This window comes from Nocardioides sp., assembly GCF_024509035.1.
Classification (GTDB): domain Bacteria; phylum Actinomycetota; class Actinomycetes; order Propionibacteriales; family Nocardioidaceae; genus Nocardioides.
The window spans coordinates 3,156-20,806 of record NZ_JANINT010000337.1 but is presented as its reverse complement, the minus strand read 5'-3'; the positions used below and the strand labels follow the sequence as shown (position 1 = coordinate 20,806).

20 protein-coding genes are annotated in these 17,651 nt (G+C 72.6%); 7 read left to right on the top strand and 13 right to left on the bottom strand.

Annotated features, from left to right (window positions below):
* Positions 1-914 (top strand): DUF5667 domain-containing protein (locus Q0L15_RS20840; protein ID WP_296606619.1); only part of this gene is annotated, 914 nt, incomplete at its 5' end.
* Positions 915-1,031: 117 nt separating this feature from the next.
* On the opposite strand, the gene Q0L15_RS20835 is transcribed toward Q0L15_RS20840, so the two are convergent.
* The 5 genes from Q0L15_RS20835 to Q0L15_RS20815 all read right to left on the bottom strand — a co-directional run bounded on the left by Q0L15_RS20835 (position 1,032) and on the right by Q0L15_RS20815 (position 5,162).
* The gene (locus tag Q0L15_RS20835) at positions 1,032-2,240 is read right to left on the bottom strand and encodes a lysophospholipid acyltransferase family protein (protein ID WP_296606617.1); all 1,209 of its coding nucleotides are present in this window, start codon (positions 2,238-2,240) and stop codon (positions 1,032-1,034) included.
* A complete protein-coding gene (locus tag Q0L15_RS20830; RefSeq protein WP_296606616.1) occupies positions 2,233-3,315 on the bottom strand; it encodes an NAD-dependent epimerase/dehydratase family protein in 1,083 nt (360 codons plus the stop codon). The genes Q0L15_RS20835 and Q0L15_RS20830 overlap by 8 nt, the downstream gene beginning before the upstream one ends.
* Positions 3,316-3,342: 27 nt before the next feature.
* Positions 3,343-3,444 carry an AURKAIP1/COX24 domain-containing protein gene (locus Q0L15_RS20825; RefSeq protein WP_008356322.1) on the bottom strand — a complete coding sequence of 34 codons (102 nt, stop codon included), beginning with the start codon at positions 3,442-3,444 and terminating at the stop codon, positions 3,343-3,345.
* Positions 3,445-3,599: 155 nt separating this feature from the next.
* Complete coding sequence (locus tag Q0L15_RS20820) at positions 3,600-3,803, bottom strand: helix-turn-helix domain-containing protein (RefSeq protein WP_296606614.1); 204 nt, start codon at positions 3,801-3,803, stop codon at positions 3,600-3,602.
* 174 nt (positions 3,804-3,977) lie between these two features.
* Positions 3,978-5,162: an acetoin utilization protein AcuC gene (locus Q0L15_RS20815; protein ID WP_296606612.1), complete on the bottom strand. Its 1,185-nt coding sequence runs from the start codon at positions 5,160-5,162 to the stop codon at positions 3,978-3,980.
* Between the two features lie 199 nt (positions 5,163-5,361).
* Between Q0L15_RS20815 and trpS the strand changes: the two genes are divergently transcribed.
* Positions 5,362-6,315 carry a tryptophan--tRNA ligase gene (gene trpS / locus Q0L15_RS20810; protein ID WP_296606611.1) on the top strand — a complete coding sequence of 318 codons (954 nt, stop codon included), beginning with the start codon at positions 5,362-5,364 and terminating at the stop codon, positions 6,313-6,315.
* A gap of 9 nt (positions 6,316-6,324) precedes the next feature.
* Here trpS and proC read toward each other — a convergent pair whose 3' ends face one another.
* From proC to Q0L15_RS20775, 7 genes are all read right to left on the bottom strand, one after another.
* Positions 6,325-7,128 carry a pyrroline-5-carboxylate reductase gene (proC, locus tag Q0L15_RS20805; protein ID WP_296606610.1) on the bottom strand — a complete coding sequence of 268 codons (804 nt, stop codon included), beginning with the start codon at positions 7,126-7,128 and terminating at the stop codon, positions 6,325-6,327.
* Between the two features lie 22 nt (positions 7,129-7,150).
* On the bottom strand, positions 7,151-8,086 hold the full coding sequence (locus tag Q0L15_RS20800; RefSeq protein ID WP_296606608.1) for a proline dehydrogenase family protein: 936 nt from the start codon (positions 8,084-8,086) through the stop codon (positions 7,151-7,153).
* 89 nt (positions 8,087-8,175) lie between these two features.
* Positions 8,176-8,913, bottom strand: a complete 738-nt coding sequence (locus tag Q0L15_RS20795) for an ABC transporter permease (RefSeq protein WP_296606607.1) — start codon at positions 8,911-8,913, stop codon at positions 8,176-8,178.
* The gene (locus tag Q0L15_RS20790) at positions 8,910-9,623 is read right to left on the bottom strand and encodes an ABC transporter ATP-binding protein (protein ID WP_296606605.1); all 714 of its coding nucleotides are present in this window, start codon (positions 9,621-9,623) and stop codon (positions 8,910-8,912) included. The genes Q0L15_RS20795 and Q0L15_RS20790 overlap by 4 nt, the downstream gene beginning before the upstream one ends.
* Positions 9,624-9,769: 146 nt before the next feature.
* On the bottom strand, positions 9,770-10,366 hold the full coding sequence (locus Q0L15_RS20785; RefSeq protein ID WP_296606604.1) for a TetR family transcriptional regulator: 597 nt from the start codon (positions 10,364-10,366) through the stop codon (positions 9,770-9,772).
* The gene (locus Q0L15_RS20780; protein ID WP_296606602.1) at positions 10,363-11,151 is read right to left on the bottom strand and encodes a sugar phosphate isomerase/epimerase; all 789 of its coding nucleotides are present in this window, start codon (positions 11,149-11,151) and stop codon (positions 10,363-10,365) included. The genes Q0L15_RS20785 and Q0L15_RS20780 overlap by 4 nt, the downstream gene beginning before the upstream one ends.
* 16 nt (positions 11,152-11,167) lie before the next feature.
* Positions 11,168-12,103 carry a Ppx/GppA phosphatase family protein gene (locus Q0L15_RS20775; protein ID WP_296606601.1) on the bottom strand — a complete coding sequence of 312 codons (936 nt, stop codon included), beginning with the start codon at positions 12,101-12,103 and terminating at the stop codon, positions 11,168-11,170.
* A gap of 47 nt (positions 12,104-12,150) precedes the next feature.
* Here Q0L15_RS20775 and Q0L15_RS20770 point away from each other — a divergent pair, with 47 nt between their 5' ends.
* From Q0L15_RS20770 to Q0L15_RS20760, 3 genes are all read left to right on the top strand, one after another.
* Positions 12,151-12,948 carry a hypothetical protein gene (locus Q0L15_RS20770; protein WP_296606600.1) on the top strand — a complete coding sequence of 266 codons (798 nt, stop codon included), beginning with the start codon at positions 12,151-12,153 and terminating at the stop codon, positions 12,946-12,948.
* 130 nt (positions 12,949-13,078) lie between these two features.
* On the top strand, positions 13,079-13,717 hold the full coding sequence (locus Q0L15_RS20765; RefSeq protein WP_296606598.1) for a VOC family protein: 639 nt from the start codon (positions 13,079-13,081) through the stop codon (positions 13,715-13,717).
* A 100-nt stretch (positions 13,718-13,817) separates the two neighbouring features.
* Positions 13,818-14,528, top strand: coding sequence for a class I SAM-dependent methyltransferase (locus Q0L15_RS20760; RefSeq protein ID WP_296606597.1), 711 nt, complete (start codon positions 13,818-13,820; stop codon positions 14,526-14,528).
* Between the two features lie 5 nt (positions 14,529-14,533).
* Here Q0L15_RS20760 and Q0L15_RS20755 read toward each other — a convergent pair whose 3' ends face one another.
* On the bottom strand, positions 14,534-15,583 hold the full coding sequence (locus Q0L15_RS20755; RefSeq protein ID WP_296606595.1) for a LacI family DNA-binding transcriptional regulator: 1,050 nt from the start codon (positions 15,581-15,583) through the stop codon (positions 14,534-14,536).
* Between the two features lie 155 nt (positions 15,584-15,738).
* On the opposite strand from Q0L15_RS20755, the gene radA reads away from it, so the two are divergent.
* Positions 15,739-17,157, top strand: a complete 1,419-nt coding sequence (gene radA, locus Q0L15_RS20750) for a DNA repair protein RadA (RefSeq protein WP_296606593.1) — start codon at positions 15,739-15,741, stop codon at positions 17,155-17,157.
* A gap of 61 nt (positions 17,158-17,218) precedes the next feature.
* The coding region (disA, locus tag Q0L15_RS20745; RefSeq protein ID WP_296606591.1) for a DNA integrity scanning diadenylate cyclase DisA at positions 17,219-17,651 on the top strand (433 nt) is incomplete at its 3' end.

Below are 17,651 nucleotides of genomic sequence, written 5' to 3'. Positions count from 1 at the left end.
GACCGACCCGGGAGCGGCGCGTCGCCGCGATCGTCGGCAGCCTCGCGATCGTGGGAGCCACCACCTCGCTTGCGGTCGCCTCCCAGTCGGCCCTGCCCGGCGACTCGCTGTACCCGATCAAGCGCGCGATCGAGCAGGCGCACACCGGCCTGAGCGTGGGCGAGGGGAGCAAGGGCTCGACGATGCTCGCCAGCGCCTCCGACCGACTCGACGAGGTCGACGCGCTGGCCCGCCAGGATGGCCTCGGCGACGCGGCGCGCATCGCCGAGACGCTGAACGCCTTCACCGACCAGGCCACCCAGGCCTCCGACCTGCTGCTGGCCGACTATGCCCACAGTGGCTCGGCCTCCTCGATCGCCCGCCTGCGCGACTTCGCCTCGACGAGCCTCGGCCAGCTGGCGGCGCTCGAGCCGCTGGTGCCGGCCGACGCCCGCGACGAGCTGATCCGCGCGGCCGGGGTGCTCACCACCATCGACACCGAGGCGGCCCTGCGCTGCCCCGACTGCGGCGGTCTCGGCATCGACTCGATCCCGCCGGTACTCGCCGCCGGCGAGACGATCAACGTGCCGCAGCCCCCGCCGAGCGATCCCGCCCAGGCCGAGCGCACGCACCGCGGCGGCAAGCACGGCGGCAAGCGTGGCGGCGACACCTCGCTCCCCCAGGTCGACCCCGAGGACGTGGGCCCCGGCAGCATCAACCCCGGCGGCGGCCTGCCTTCTGGCGGCACGTCCACCAGCGGCGGCTCCAACCCGCTGCAGGACCTCACCGACGGGCTCACGGGCGGCCTCACCGGTGGCTCGCCCACCGGCGCCCCCTCGATCCCGGTGGTCACCGACGTCGTCAAGGGCGTCACCGGCATCCTCGAGGGCGTCGTGGAGGGCCTCACCGACCCGTTGCAGCCGAAGACGCCCTGACGGGGGACGCGCCAGCGGACCCCGTGATGGTGGTCGAGCAAGGCGCGCGACCGAGGAACGAGGTCGCGACCGCCGGGTCGAGACCCGGTGGGCAGGCGAGCGGCGTCGAGCGCACCCCTACTTGAAGACCGACTCCCGCTGCATCAGCAGCGTGTAGAGCGTCTGCTGGATGGTCTCGCGGACCTGGTCGGTGACGTTGAAGACCAGCATCGGGTCGTCGGCGGCGCCCACGTCGAGCTCGTCGGTGCGGATCGGCTCGCCGAACTCCAGCAGCCACTTCGAGGGCAGCGGCACCAGCCCGAGCGGCCCGAGCGCGGGGAAGAACGGCGTGATCGGGAGGTACGGCAGGCCCAGCAGTCGCGCCAGGGACGGGACGTTGCCGACCAGCGGGTAGATCTCCTCGGCGCCGACCACCGACAGCGGGATGATCGGCACCCCCGTGCGCAGCGCCGCGGCCACGAACCCCCCGCGCCCGAAGCGCTGGAGCTTGTAGCGCTCGCTGTAGGGCTTGCCGATGCCCTTGAACCCCTCGGGCCAGACCCCGACCAGCTCGCCGGAGGTGAGCATCCGCTCGGCGTCCTCGGCACAGGCCAGCGTGGCGCCGCTCTTGCGGGCCAGCGAGCTCACGAACGGGAGCCGGAAGACGAGGTCGGCGCCGAGCGGGCGCAGGAAGCGGCCGGTGTGGTCGTGGATGGACACCAGCGTCATCAGCCCGTCGACGGGGATGGTGCCGGAGTGGTTGGAGACGACCAGGGCGCCACCCTCGGTGGGGATGTTCTCGACGCCGCGCACCTCGATGCGGAACCACTTCTCGGCGATCGGCCGCAGCGTGGCCATCAAGAAGCGCTCGGTGACCTCCTGGTCGAAGCCGTACTCGTCGACGAGGTAGTCGCCGGTCACCCGCCGCCGCAGGAACGCGAGGAAGCTCGCGAGTTGCGGCTCCCACTGCTCGCCGAAGACCTCGCGCGCCCCGTGCTGGATCGCCGCGAGCCAGTCGGAGGCCGGGATGCCGCTCATCGGCGCCCGGTCGCGGGTCGTGGCGGCAGGACGATCGACGGGGGGCTCGACGGGGTGCTCGACAGGCACCTGCGCGGTCGCCTGGGGTTCGTCGTGGGCCGGGCGCTGCGCGGAGCGCTTGGCCGCCGCCGTGCCCGCGGACCCGGCTGTCGACCCGGCCGTCGACCCGGCCGAGGACCGGGGGGCGGGCTTGGCCGACGCCGACCGGGCGCCCGGGGCCAGGCCGCGCGCGGCCGAGGACGGCTGCTTGCCGGTGCCGCGGCCGGGACGGCCGCGGGTGCCGATGGGGATGATCTCCGCGTCACCCACGGTCGACTCCTCGCGCGTAGGTCGGCTCCGGCCCGTCGGCGACCGCTGCGGCCGGCGCGCCGGCTTCGGGCAGGCTCTGGGCGACCCGGCTCAGCAGCCGGTCGGCGTACCCGCCCGTGGGCGGCAGCGGCGCAGCGAAGTCGGCGAAGGCCTCCGCGGTCGTGTATGTCGGCTCGAACCCGAGCTCGGTGCGCATGCGCACCGTGTCGACGCCGCGGCCGTAGGTCAGCAGCCCGAGCTGCTCGGGCGAGAAGTCGGCCACCCGCGCCGAGCGCAGGGTCGTGCCGACGCGGCCGACCGCGAACGACGGGAGCGGGACGGCGGGCCGCTGGAGTCGTCGTACGGCCTGGGAGAGCATGAGGACCCCGTCACCGGCGACGTTGAAGGTGCCGGCCACCTCCGCGGCGATCGCGTGCCGCAGCACCTCGAGCAGGTCGTGCTCGTGGAGGAACTGCAGGCGGGGGTCGTGACCGATCACGGTCGGGATCACCGGCAGGCGGAAGTAGGAGGTCAGCGGGCTGGTGACCTCCGGGCCGATCACGTTGGCCGCGCGCAGCGTCGTGACGCGCACGTCGGGGCGACGGCGCGCGAAGCCGCGCACGTAGCCCTCGATCTCGATGACGTCCTTGGCGTAGCCGGCCCGTGGCGCGCGTCGCGGCTCCATGTCCTCGGTGAACATGGCGGGGTCGCGCGGGCTCGCGCCGTAGACCGTCGTCGAGGACTTCACGACCAGCGCCCGGAGCCCGGGTGCCTTCTGGCACGCCGCGAGCAGCTGCATCGTCCCGATGACGTTGAGCTCCTTCATCGTGTTCCGCCCCCCGGCGCTGCCGGGGGTGGAGATGAGGCTCATGTGGACGACGGTGTCGACGTCCTCCTTGACGATGACCTTCGCGATGACCGGGTTGCGGATGTCGGCCCGGACGAAGGAGACGTCGCCGATGTCACCGCGGGGCGGTACGGCGTCGACACCGACGACCCGTTCGACCGACGGGTCGGCGGCCACCGCGCGCGCGAAGCGACGGCCGAGGTCGCGTGAGACCCCGGTGACCAGGACGACCCTGCCGGCGCTGCCCATGCGGCGAGAAGCGATCGCGCTCGGGGCTTACTTGCCGAGCTTGCGCCGCTGCACGCGCGTCTTCTTCAGCAGCTTGCGGTGCTTCTTCTTGGCCATGCGCTTGCGCCGCTTCTTGATGACAGAACCCACGGGATACCTTTCAACAGCCGGTGCGTCCGCCGAGATTCGCCCGGAGGACCGGCCTAGCCTAGCCGCCGGGTCCGCACAGGCAGAATCGGCCGCGGAAATCCGGGATGCGTGACCTCCGTCGCAGGCGGCCCGGCCGTCGCCGTGCCAGAGCCTGCTCAGCCGGCGCTGTAGAAGCTCTTGCGCAGGTACTCGTCGACGTCCTTCTCCAACACGCGGAAGGAGCGGCCGACGCGGACGGCGGGAAGCTCGCCGTTGTGGACGAGGCGGTAGACGGTCATCTTCGAGACGCGCATCATCGCCGCGACCTCGGCGACGGTGAGGAACTTCGACGTCGAGGAGTCCCCAGGGGTGGTAGCCATCGTGCACCGATCTTTCTGTCTGACGCGCCACCGGCTTCCCCACCGGTGAGTGCACGCGTCGCGCACGGTGAGAATAGAGCCTGATGTGACTCATGGGGAAGGGGTTCACCAAAGTAGCTCGCGAGGTGACGGCGTGTCGGCTTGCATCGCCTCAGCTGTCTGGTCCGCCCTCCGTCACGGGAACGGGTCGAGGCCGTGCAGCGGGAAGACCTCCATCCGCGTGGAGTGGATCGACCGGTCGAGCCAGGTCTCGGGGTCGTAGCCGTCGATCCAGTCGCGGTAGGCCGGGGTGCGGCCGTCGGTCATCCGGTGCGGTGCCACCTGGTCGAGGAGGGTCTGCACGTGGTCGCGCCACCCCTGCGGCGTCGGGGTCGCCGGGTCGAGCGGGTGGCCACCCACGATCGCCAGGAGGTGGGTCCAGGCGCGCGGCACGACCTCGACGACGGCGTACCCGCCCCCGCCGGTGGCGAGCCACTTGCCGTCGCTGACCTCGTGCGCGAGCTCGTGGAGGGCGAGGTACGCGGCGCGCTGGCCGTCGACCGAGAGCATCATGTGCGCGAGCGGGTCCTCGATGTGCGAGTCGCAGCCGTGCTGGGTGACGAGCACGTCGGGGGCGAACTCGCGCACGAGCGGCGGCACGATCGCGTGGTAGGCGCGCAGCCACCCGCCGTCACCGGTGCCGGGCGGGAGGGCGACGTTGACCGCCATGCCGCGGGCGTCGGGCCCGCCCAGGTCGGTCGGGAAGCCCGTGCCGGGGAACAGCATCTGCCCGGTCTCGTGCAACGAGATCGTCAGCACCCGCGGGTCGTCCCAGAAGATCTTCTCGACGCCGTCGCCGTGGTGGACGTCGACGTCGACGTAGGCCACGCGCTGTGCGCCGCTGTCGAGCAGGTGCTGGATGCCGATGGCGACGTCGTTGTAGATGCAGAAGCCGCTCGCCCGGTCGGGCATCGCGTGGTGGAGGCCGCCGCTGATGTTGACCGCGTGCAGCGACTCGCCGGTCCACACCTGGCGTGCGGCCTCGACGGTCGCGCCGACGATGTGCGCCGCCGCGTGGTGCATGCCGGGGAAGGTGGGATTGTCGTCGGTGCCCAGGCCGTGCGCCTCGTCGAGGATGCCGGGCGTGGTGCCGGCGCGCTCGACCGCCTCGATGAGCGAGCGCCGATGGACCGTCGCGATCACGTCGTCGCTCGCGACCGGGGCGTCCACGCGGCGCAGCGACCTCAGGACGCCGAGCTCGTCGGCCAGCCGCATCGTGAGGTCGACCCGCAGCGGCGACATGGGGTGCGTCGGGCCGAAGTCGTAGTCGGTGAGGGTGGGGTCGAAGACGACGGTCGCCGGTCCCGCGCACTCCTGCATGTGACGGACGCTACCGGTAGTCTGGCTCCGTGCTGACGTTCCGTTCCACACAGTGTCCTGAGACACCGTGTCGTCCCACCCAGTGGTGGCCCGCCTGACGGCGGACCGCGACTGAAGCACACCCACTTCACCTCACGCACCGCCCACGGGCGGTGCGTTCGTCATTTCCGACCCGTGGGCCCTCACCCCAGGAGCACCCATGGATCGCCACCTCTCCCTCCTCACCCCCAGCGGGCACCTCACGCTCGGCAACCTGCTGGGCGCACTGCGCCCGATGGCCGCCGGCCAGGACGGGAGCACCTGCTTCTACGGCATCGCGGACCTGCACGCGATGACCACGGCGCACGACCCCGCCCGCCTGCGCGCGCTCACCCAGGAGACCGCCACCCTGCTGCTCGCGGCGGGTCTCGACTCCGCGACGCTGTTCGTGCAGAGCCGGGTGCCGGCGCACGCCCAGCTCGCCTACCTGCTGGAGTGCACCGCCACGACCGGCGAGCTGGGCCGGATGATCCAGTTCAAGGAGAAGGCTCGAGACCAGCCGTCGACGCGGGCATCCCTCTACACCTATCCGGCGCTGATGGCGGCCGACATCCTGCTCTACCGGCCGCAGCGGGTGCCGGTGGGCGCCGACCAGCGCCAGCACGTCGAGCTCGCCCGCGACCTGGCGATCCGTTTCAACGGCACCTACGGTCCCGTGTTCACCGTCCCCGAGATCAGCCTCCCGGCGGCCGGTGCGCGTGTCATGCGGCTCGACGAGCCGACCCGCAAGATGGGCAAGTCCGGTGACGGGCCGGGGGTGCTGCGGCTGCTCGACCCGCCCGACGTCGTACGCCGCAAGGTCGCACGCGCCGTCACCGACTCCGACACCGGCGAGGACGCGGTCCGCCGCGACCCGGCCAAGCCCGGCGTCACCAACCTGCTGGAGATCCTCGCCGCCTGCGGCGGCTCGGCGGACGGCATCACGACCTACGGCGCGCTCAAGAAGGCGGTCACCGACGCTGTGGTCGCCCAGCTGGAGCCGTTGCAGAAGCGCTACGCGGACCTCGCCTCGGACCCGGCGTACGTCGCGAGCGTCTACGACGTGGGCGCCGCGCGCTGCCGCGAGGTCACGGCGCCGGTGCTCGCCGCCGCCCAGGCGGCGATGGGCCTGTGAGAGTCCCGGTCAGCTGCCCTCGGCGAGCGCGCGCGAGCGATCCCGGGCGGCCTCCATCGCGGCGAGGAACGCGGCGCGGACCTTGTGGATCTCGAGCTCGCGCAGCGCGGCGGCGGTGGTGCCGGCCGGGGAGGTGACCTGCTCGCGCAGCACGGCCGGGTGGGTGCCGGTCTCGCGGAGCATCTTGGCGGAGCCGACGACCGTCTGGATGACCAGGTCGGTGGCGGTCGCGCGGGGCAGGCCGAGGTGGACGCCCGCCTCGATCATCGACTCGACGACGAAGAAGATGTACGCCGGACCGGAGCCGGAGATCGCGGTGACCGCGTCCTGCTGCCGCTCGGGGATCCGGAGCACCTTGCCGACCGAGGCCATCAGCGCCTCGGCCTCGGCGAGGTGCTCCTCGCTGCAGTGCGAGCCCGGCGAGATCGCGGCCATGCCCTCGTCGACGAGCGCCGGGGTGTTGGGCATGACGCGGACCACGGCGACGCCCTCGGGCACGCGGGCCTCGATGAACGCCGTGGTGATGCCGGCGGCGAGCGAGACCACGAGCTGGCCGGGGCGCAGCACGCCGGCGATCTCGTCGAGCAGGTCGCCCATGTCCTGGGGCTTGACGACGAGCGCGAGCGTGTCGGCCTTGCCGGCCGCCTCGACGTTGCCGACCACGGCGACGCCGTACCGCTCCTCGAGCTCGTGGGCCCGGTCCGGACGCTTCTCGCCGACCAGGAGGTTGTCGACGCGGCGGCCGGCACGGACGAGACCGGAGAGCAGGGTCTCGCCCATCACCCCGGCGCCGAGGATCGCAGTCTGCGTCACGGTGTCAGCCGCCTTCCGGGTGTCACTTCTTCGAGATCAAGGACCGCAGGAAGAATGTCAGGTTCTGCGGACGCTCGGCGAGCCTTCTCATGAGGTAGCCGTACCACTCGGTGCCGTAGGGGACGTAGACGCGCACGTTCTCACCCTGGGCGACCAGCCGGCGCTGCTCCTCGGGGCGGATGCCGTAGAGCATCTGGAACTCATAGCTGCCCGCGGCCCGCCCGAAGCGGCTGGCCAGCGACGAGGCGATCTCGACCATCCGCGGGTCGTGGGTCGCGATCATCGGGTAGCCCTCGCCGGCGAGCAGCACCTTGAGGCAGCGCACGTAGGACTTGTCGATGTCGAGCTTGTCCTGGAACGCGACGGACTCGGGCTCGAGGTAGGCGCCCTTGCACAGCCGCACCCGGGAGCCCTCGTAGGCCAGCGCGCGGCAGTCGGACTCGGTGCGGTGCAGCGCGGCCTGCAGGACCGCCCCCGTCTCGGGGAAGTCCTTGCGCAGCTCGCGCAGGATCATCAACGTCGAGTCCGTGGTGGTGTGGTCCTCCATGTCGAGGGTCACCGTGGTGCCGGCGTTGCGGGCGGCCCGGCAGATCGTCCGGGCGTTCTCGAGAGCGATCTTGTGGCCGTTCTCGGGCAGGAACTGGCCCACGGCGCTGAGCTTGACCGAGACCTCGGCGTGCCGGGTCAGGCCCCGGGCCGAGAGCTGCTGCAGGAGGTCGAGGTAGGCGGCGGTCGTGGCGTCGGCCTGGGCCGCGTCGGTGGTGTCCTCGCCGAGGAAGTCGAGCGTCACGCGCAGGCCGTCGTCGCTCAGGGACGCGGTGGCGCTCACCGCGGACTCCGTGCTCTCTCCGGGGACGTAGCTGCGCACGATGCCGGCGGAGACCGGCATCGTGCTGACGGCTCCCTTCACCAGCGAGCTGCGCGAGAGGAGGAGGAGCGGCTGACGGAGGAGCGACATGTCCCCCAGGCTACGACCCGAATCCGGCGTCGACGGACCCAGGGCGCACGGCCCGGGACCGATGGCCCGACGCGCTCACGGCGCTCGGTTCACGGCGTGCGCCGTCGCAGGGTCGCGGCGCCGATCGCGAGGCCGGCGGCCGCGAACGCCGCGACCACCGCGATGTCTCGCCACACCGGCCCGGTCGCGGAGCTGGAGGTGAGGTGCTGCATGGCGTCGACGGCGTACGACAGCGGGAGGGCGTCGCTCACCAGCTCGAGGGCGCGGGGCAGCTGGTCGCGGGGGACGAGCAGGCCGCACAGCAGGAGCTGGGGGATCACCAGCGCCGGCATGAACTGCACGGCCTGGAACTCGGTCTGGGCGAACGCCGAGACGAACAGGCCCAGGGCACTGCCCAGGACCGCGTCGACGACGGCGACGGTCGTCAGCAGCCAGAGCGGTCCCGAGACCTCCAGGTCGAGGAGGCCGACGGCCACGGCGACGGCGAGCACGGACTGGAGGGCGGCGACCAGCCCGAAAGCGATCGCGTAGCCGACGAGGAAGTCGAGCTTGCCCATCGGCATCGCCAGCAGGCGTTCGAGAGTGCCGCTGGACCGCTCGCGCAGGGTGGTGACGCTCGTGACCAGGAACATCACGATGACCGGGAAGATCGCCAGCAGCGCGGGGCCGATGCGGTCGAACAGCATCGGGTTGGCGTCGTCGTAGATCCACCACAGCAGGGTGATCAGCAGGCACGGCAGCACGAGCAGCATCGCGAGCGTACGGCGGTCGCGGCGCAGCTGGGTCAGCACGCGACGGGTGACGGCCATCGTGATGGAGAGGCTCATGCTGCGTCCTTCCGGACGAGGGCGAGGAACGCCGCCTCGACGTCGTCGACTCCCGCGCGGTCCTTGATCTCGGCAGGCGTGCCGTCGGCGAGGATCCGGCCCTCGCGCATCAGCAGCAGCCGGTCGCAGCGCTCGGCCTCGTCCATGACGTGGCTGGAGACGAAGACCGCCACGCCCGAGTCGGCGAGCCGGTGGAAGAGCTGCCAGAGGTCCTCGCGGAGCACCGGGTCGAGGCCGACGGTCGGCTCGTCGAGGACCAGGAGATCCGGCGTGCCGAGCAGCGCGACCGCGAGACTCGCGCGCGACTGCTGTCCGCCGCTGAGCCGACCGACGACGTCGTCGCGGAAGTCGACGAGGTCGACGGCCTCGACCGCACGGTCCACGGCCTCGCGCCCGACGCCCAGCACCCGGGCGAAGAAGCGCAGGTTCTCGGCCAGGGTCAGGTCGTTGTAGACGCTGACGGCCTGGGTCACGTAGCCCACCCGCGCCCGCAGCGGCGCACTGCCGGCCGGCTCGCCGAAGACGGTCACGGTGCCGCCGGTGACCTGCTGGACGCCCACCAGGCAGCGCATCAGCGTGGACTTGCCACACCCCGACGGGCCCAGGAGCCCGGTGACCCCGCCGCCGATCGAGAGGTCGAGGTGCTCCAGGACGGTGTGCCTGCCGCGCACCACGTGGAGGTCACGCACCTCCACCGCGTTATTCACCATGTGTTGAATTGTGCTCGCCGAGGCGCCGGTCGGCAAGGCCGAAAGGCCCTGCTCGTCAGGGAGTTCTTTCGCTTGTCGGCCGTTGCAACGGGTGACAAGCGGAGGTTTCCCCGGTCCACCGGGGATTCCGACCGGGCCGGCACCGCTTACGGCAGCGGACCGGTGAGGTAGCGCTGGATCGTCGGGGCGAAGACCGCCACGACGTCCTCGGCCGGCATCGACGCGATCGGGTCGACCTCGAGCAGGTAGCGCATCAGGATCAGGCCGACGACCTGGGTCGCGAGCAGCGGCATCCGCACCTCGGGACGGTCGACCCCCAGCGCCACGCCGATCGGCTGCAGGATCGCGGGCAGGAAGCCCTCGGTGAGGAGGCGGTGCCCGGAGGGTTCGAGCATGTTGCGGGCCAGGCCCAGCAGCGGCAGCCGCAGCTCGGGGTCGTCCCACACGGCGAGGAAGACGCGGAGCATCCGCTCCCCCGCCCCGTCCGGTCCGAGGGCGACCACGTCGGCGAGCATCTCCCGCGGGTCGACCGGCAGCTCGAGCGCGGCGAGGAACAGGTCGTCCTTGGTGCCGAAGTAGTGGTGGACGAGCGAGCCGTCCACCCCGGCCGCGGCACCGATCGAGCGCACCGACGTGCCGGCGTACCCCTGCGCGGCGAAGAGCTCGCGGGCAGCGGCGAGGATGGCCGCGCGGGTGTCCGGCGCGCCGGGCCGCCGGCCCCGGCGCGGGGTCGCCTGCGTCACGGGGCGCCCACGACCGAGTGCGCGCGGGCGAACTCCAGCGACTCGCGCAGGTCGGTCTCGCGGTCGGCGGTGTCGCGGCACTTGCGGGTGTTGATCTCCACGACGATCTCGCCGCCGAACCCGGCGCCGGCCAGGTGGCGGAGGAAGGCCTCAGCACCGATCGACCCGCGGCCCGGCACGAGGTGCTCGTCCTTGGCCGAGCCGGTCCCGTCGGTCAGGTGGATGTGGCGCAGCCGGGCGCCGAGGCGTTCGGCCATCGCGATCGGGTCGGAGCGGGCGATCGCCGCGTGCGAGAGGTCGATGGTCGTGTTGGCGTAGGGCTCGTCCGAGGGGTCCCAGCCGGGCAGGTACATCTCCATGCCGCGACTGGAGGCCCGCCAGGGATACATGTTCTCGACCGCGAACGCGATGCCGCTGGACTCCTCGAGGGCGGCGATGCCGTCGACGAAGTCGCGCGCGTAGGTCTTCTGCCAGCGGAACGGCGGGTGCACGACGACCACCTCCGCGCCGAGCGCCGCGGCCATCTCGGCGGAGCGCTCGAGCTTGCCCCAGGGCTCGGTCCCCCAGACGCGCTGGGTGAACAGCAGGCACGGCGCGTGGACCGCCGACACCGGCACGCCGTGGTGGCGCGAGAGCTGCTGGATGGCCGAGGTCTGCTGGCTGAGCGCGTCGATGCCGACCATCACCTCGATGGTGTCGTAGCCCAGCGAGGCGGCGTACGCGAAGGCGTGCGCGGAGGACTCGGGGTAGACCGAGACCGTCGAGAGTCCGATGCGGGGCGCCATCGCTAGCCGACCACCGTCAGCCCAGCACGCTGAGCTGGTCGAGCCGTTCGAGGATCACGCCCTCGCGCAGCGCCCACGGGCAGATCTCGAGCGCCTCGAGGTCGAAGATGTCCATGGCGGCCTCCGCCACGAGGGCGCCCGGGACGATCTGGTGCGTCCGGCTCGGCGAGACGCCGGGCAGCCCGGCCAGAGCGTCGGGGGTCATCGCCACCAGCTTGGGGATCCACTGCCGCAGGGACTCGCGCTCGAGCGTGCGCGGCACCAGCGGCCCCTCGGCCGAGGGTGCGGCGCCGCAGATGCGCGCCAGGGAGCGGAACGTCTTGGACGTCGCGGCCGCCCGGTCGGGGGCGCCGGCGCGCAGCAGGTGGCCGGCGTCGCGGGCGATCTCCGCGCGGATCTGCTTGCGCAGGCCGCGGATCGCCTCGTCGTCCGGGGCACCGCTCCCGAAGAACTGGCGCGCGAGCCGGCCCGCGCCGATCGGCAGCGACCAGGCGACGTCGGGCGACTCGTCGGCGCCGCCGGCGATCTCCAACGAGCCGCCGCCGATGTCGAAGACCGCGAGCCGGCCGGCCGACCAGCCGAACCAGCGGCGTACGGCGAGGAACGTCAGCCGCGCCTCGTCCTCGCCGGAGAGCACCGAGACCCGCAGCCCGGTCGCGTCGTGCACGTGGTCGAGGACCGCGTCGGAGTTGACCGCGTCGCGCACCGCTGAGGTCGCGAACGCGAGCATGTCCTCACAGCCCTTGTCCTCGGCGACCACGAGTGCCTGCGCGGTGAACGCCGCGAGGGCGTCGATGCCGCGCCGGGAGACCGCACCGGTGTCGTCGAGGTGCTCGGCGAGGCGCAGCGGCTCCTTGTAGGAGAACGCCGGGAGCGGCGCGGCGCCGCCGTGGGCGTCGACGACGAGGAGGTGTCCGGTGTTGGACCCGATGTCGAGGACGCCCAGGCGCATGCGTCCACGTTACAAGGGCCCCTCCCGCCGCCACGTAGGGTTGGCGGGTGCCCGAAGTGGACCTGGTCTTCCCCCGCGCCTACGTGGAGTTCGTCAACCCGGCCGACGAGACCGAGGTGATGCGCTGCGACCTCACCTGGCTGACCTCGAGCTACACCTGCATCTTCGGCCAGGGCTGCCAGGGGATCTACGCCGACGCACCCGACGTCGGGTGCTGCACGCTCGGCGCGCACTTCGCCGACAAGGACGACGAGAAGCGGGTGGCGGCGTACGTCGAGATGCTCGACGAGAACCTGTGGCAGCACAAGCCGCAGCGCCCGGGCGGCACGGTCCGCAAGCAGGACTGGATCGAGCTCGACGAGGACGGCGAGCGCAAGACCCGCACGATCGTCGTCGACGGGCAGCAGGCCTGCATCTTCCACAACCGACCCGACTTCGCGCCGCCGAAGGGCGGCGGCGGGGCCGGCTGCGCGCTGCACGCGCTGGCCTACGTGCTCGAGAAGAACCCGCTCGAGACCAAGCCCGACGTCTGCTGGCAGCTGCCGATCCGGCGCACCTTCCGCGAGGTCACCCGGCAGGACGGCTCGACCTACACCGAGGTGTCGATCGGCGAGTACGACCGGCGGGGCTGGGGTCCGGGCGGGCACGACCTCGACTGGTACTGCTCGGGCAACACCGAGGCGCACGTCGCCGTCGAGCCCGTCTACGTCACCAACGAGGCCGAGCTGACCGCCCTGATGGGCAAGGCGGCGTACGACGAGCTCGTGCGCCACTGCGAGGCGCACGTGCGCTCCCGCTCGGCGCTCGCGCTGCACCCCGCCGATCAGTGGACCGACCCGCACTGACCGCGACCGGTCCCGACCCGTGCCTCATCGGCGCTCGGAGCACCAGGGTCCACGGGCTCTAGACATCTCGACATCAAGAGAACCCGACCCCGGCGTCCGGCGTTCCTGAGAGAACGCCGAGAATCGTGGCATGCGCCTGGACCATCTCTCTTTCGCAGCCGGACCTGATGGCCTCGCCAGCACTGCCCAGCGCATCGGGGGTCTGCTCGGCAAGGACTTCGTCGACGGTGGTGTCCACCCTCGTTTCGGCACCCGCAACATGATCCTGCCGCTCGCCGGCGGCACCTACCTCGAGATCGTCGAGGTCCTCGACCACCCCGCCTCCGACAAGGCACCGTTCGGCCAGGCCGTCCGCGCCCGCTCCGCCCTCGGCGGCGGCTGGCTCGGCTGGGTCGTCGCGGTCAAGGACATCACGGTCGTCGAGCAGCGGCTCGGCCGCGAGGCCGTCATCGGCAGCCGGCACCGGCCCGACGGCACCGAGCTGCGCTGGAGGCAGATCGGCGTCAACGGCCTGATCGCCGACCCCCAGCTGCCGTTCTTCATCCAGTGGGACACCCCCTCCGAGCTGCACCCCAGCGCCGACGCCGACCCGGCGTTCTCCCTGGCCTGCCTGGAGATCGCGGGCGACCCGCTGCGGGTCAGCGAGTGGCTCGGCGAGACCGTCGAGGCGCCGCTCGAGGACGTCAAGGTCGATTGGGCCGCTCCCAACGGCACGCCGGGCATCGTCGCCGTGCAGTTCCAGACCCCGAACGGGCTCGTCCGCCTCTGAGCACGGCTCCGACCGTGGCCGCCGTGAAGGAGCAGGCACGCGCGGAGCGCGTGCCGTCGCGAACCAGGTTGAGCAAGCCCCACGGCCGAGGCACGAGGTCGTGACGGGCGCGTCGAAACCCGTCACACCCGGAGCTCGGCCGAGCCCGAACATCTGGCACCACACCGCGACCTACGAGATCGAGAACCGCGCCGTCGACCCCGACGGGGCGCTGGCTGCGGCGATGCTCGCGGTCGACGACTGGGCCGGGCGCACCGTGCTCGACCTCGGGTGCGGCACCGGGTTCCACCTTCCGTGGTTCGCCGAGACCGCTGACCGCGTCATCGGCGTCGAGCCGCACGGCGACCTGGTCGCGCTGGCGCGGCGGCGCACGCGGCGGCTCGAGAACGTCGCCGTCCGCCAGGGCGCTGCCCAGTCGCTGCCGCTGCCGGACGCCTCGGTCGACGTCGTGCACGCCCGGTGGGCCTACTTCTTCGGGCCCGGGTGCGAGCCGGGCCTGGCCGAGCTCGATCGCGTCGTACGCCGCGGTGGCACGGCGTACGTCATCGACAACGACCCGACGCGCTCGACGTTCGGGTCGTGGTTCCGCCGCGGCTACCCCGAGGTCGACCCGACCGCGGTCGAACGGTTCTGGTCGGGCCGTGGCTGGACCCGGGTGCCGGTGGAGATGCGGTGGTCGTTCGGCTCGCGCGCGGACCTCGAGGCCGTCGTCCGCATCGAGTTCGCCCGCGACGTCGCCGACGAGGTGCTGGCGGGCCACACCGGCACCGAGGTCGACTACGCCGTCAACCTGTGGTGGAAGCGGTTCTAGCCTCGCTAGCTGGTCCCGCGGAGGGCGAGCGTCGGGGTGAGCATCACGCCGGGGCCGACGGTGGGCGGGTGGGCGAGCAGGCCCTCGAGCGCCGTGACGATCTCGACGGCCGCGTCCTCGAGGGGCTGACGTACCGAGCTCAGCCCGGGCCAGACGACCTGGGCGACCTGGGAGTCGTCGAACCCGATCACGGAGATGTCGCGGCCGGGCACCAGCCCGCGGTCGCCGAGCGTGCGCAGCACGCCCATCGCGAGGGTGTCGGAGGCGCAGACGAACGCCGTCGGGTGCGCCTCGTCGAGCAGCACCGCGCTGGCCTCGGCGCCACTGCTCACGGTGTCCTCGACGCGGGAGGCCAGGCCGGTCGTCGGCAGGCCGCGGGCGTGGAGGGCACGGCTCCATCCCGAGCGACGGTCCTCCCCGATCCAGGAGTCCTTGCGCCAGCCGATCCAGGCGATCCGCTGGTGGCCCCGGTCGAGCAGGTAGGAGGTGGCCAGGTCGGTGCCGGCCGCGCCGTCGACGTCGACCCAGGGGTGCTCGGCCGCGGGGTTGTCCCACGGGCGCCCGAACGCCACGAACGGCGCGCGCCGCTCCTCGAGCCAGGCGGCCTGCGGGTTGCCGAGATAGGTGTCGGTCACGACGAAGGCGTCCACCGCGGTCGAGCGGAGCAGGTCGTCGTAGCCGGTGAGCGGGTCGTCGGCGTCACCGGCGAAGAGCAGCACGTGGTAGCCGGCCTCGCGCGAGGTCTCGACCAGCGAGTGCACGAAGCGGTCCATCGTGGCGTTGGCCGTGCCCTCCTGGGCGGGGCTGATCCGCATCCCGATCAGGTGGGAGGCACGGGTGCGCAGGTTGCGGGCGGCTCGGTTGGGTGAGTAGCCGAGGTCGTCGATGGCCCGCAGCACGCGGGCCAGGGTGTCGGCGCGCAGCAGGTCGGGGTTGTTGACGGCGTTCGAGACGGTCTGGCGCGAGACGCCCGCGCGCTCGGCGACGTCCGCGAGCGTCGGAGGGGTCGTCGGGACCCGGGCCGCGCGCCCCGTACCGGCCGGTGTCCTGGACAACCCCACCTCCTCGACTGACGGGGATCGTCTTGATCGTTCCAAGGTGAGCATATCCGCGACCGGCACCGCTGCGCGCGCAGAGACGGGCATCGCGTGGCGCGAGCCGGCTGCGCGGCGTACGACGGGCTGTCGGCGCGGCCGCCTAGGTTGGCGCCATGGCCAAGTCGTCCTCGCCCGGGTTCCGCTGCTCCGAGTGCGGCTGGGAGACCGCCAAGTGGGTCGGCCGCTGCGGGGAGTGCCAGGCGTGGGGATCGGTCGCCGAGGCGGCCGCCGCGCCCGCCGGCCGCACCGCGGCCAGCCCCGTGACCCGGCCGGCGGTCCCGATCGCCCAGGTGTCGGTGGAGGACTCGCGGTTTCGCACCAGCGGCGTCCCCGAGCTCGACCGGGTCCTCGGCGGCGGGCTGGTGCCCGGCGCCGCGATCCTGCTCGCCGGCGAGCCCGGCGTCGGCAAGAGCACCCTGCTGCTCGAGGTCGCCGCCCAGACCGCGCGCTACCAGCGCCGCACGCTCTACGTCACCGGCGAGGAGTCCGCCTCCCAGGTGCGGCTGCGCGCCGACCGCACCGGGGGCGTCCACGACGAGCTCTACCTCGCCGCCGAGACCGACCTGGGCGCGGTCCTCACCCACATCGAGCAGGTCCGCCCCACGCTCCTGGTCGTCGACTCGATCCAGACCATCGGCGCCTCCGGCATCGACGGGGTGCCCGGCGGCGTGACCCAGGTCAAGGAGGTCGCGGCCGCGCTGGTCCGGGTCGCCAAGACCCGCAACATCACGACGGTCATCGTCGGCCACGTCACCAAGGACGGCTCGATCGCGGGGCCGCGGGTGCTCGAGCACGTCGTCGACGTCGTGCTGCACTTCGAGGGCGACCGCGAGTCCCGGTTCCGGATGGTCCGGGCGATGAAGAACCGGTTCGGCCCGGTCGACGAGGTCGGCTGCTTCGACCTGGGCGCCGACGGCATCACCGCGGTCACCGACCCGACCGGGCTGTTCGTCGAGAGCCACCACGCCCAGGTGCCGGGCACCTGCGTGGCCGTCACGATGGAGGGCCGGAGGCCGCTGCTCGCCGAGGTGCAGGCGCTGGTGACCCACAGCTCGGCGGAGCGGCCCCGACGGACGACCTCCGGGCTCGACTCCAGCCGCATCGCGATGGTGATGGCCGTGCTGCAGCAGCACTGCGGGGTCCACCTGCACAGCAAGGACGTGTTCGCCTCCACGGTCGGCGGCGCCCGCATCGTCGAGCCCGCCAGCGACCTGGCCGTCGCCGTGGCGCTCACCTCCGCCAGCCGGGGCGTGCCCGCGCCGCGCGGGGTGGTCGCGATGGGCGAGATCGGCCTCTCCGGCGAGCTGCGCCGGGTCCGCGACCTGCCGCTGCGGCTGGCCGAGGCCGCCCGGCTCGGCTTCCAGCTCGCGGTGGTGCCGACCGAGCCCGGCCGGCCGCCGGCCCGCTCGCCGGAGTCGTGGACGGTCGACGGCATGCGGGTGCTCGACGTCTCCGACGTCCACTCGGCGCTGCGGCTGCTCCAGCTCGTCACCGCCGAGCACGGGAAGCCGCGTTCCGTCGAGGGTCTCTGAGACGCTCCCCTAGACTCAACGCAGCGGCGGACGGAGCCGCGCTAGAGGGAGGACCGTCGAGGTGGCCACGGATCGCTCGGACGAGACGCTGCGCCTGCGCGCGACTCTCGCCACCATCGCCCCCGGCACCCCCTTGCGCGACGGCCTGGAGCGGATCCTGCGCGGGCGCACCGGCGCCCTGATCGTCATGGGCCACGACAAGGTCGTCGAGTCGATCGCGACCGGTGGCTTCACCCTCGACGTCCCCTTCACCGCGACCGGGCTGCGCGAGCTGGCGAAGATGGACGGCGCGATCATCGTCGACAAGGACGTCACCCGCATCCTGCGAGCGGCCGTGCACCTGATGCCCGACCACACGATCCCCTCGGAGGAGACCGGCACCCGCCACCGCACCGCCGACCGGGTCGCGCGCCAGACCGGGTTCCCGGTCATCTCGGTGTCGCAGTCGATGCAGATCATCGCGGCCTACGTCGGGGAGACCCGCCACGTGCTCG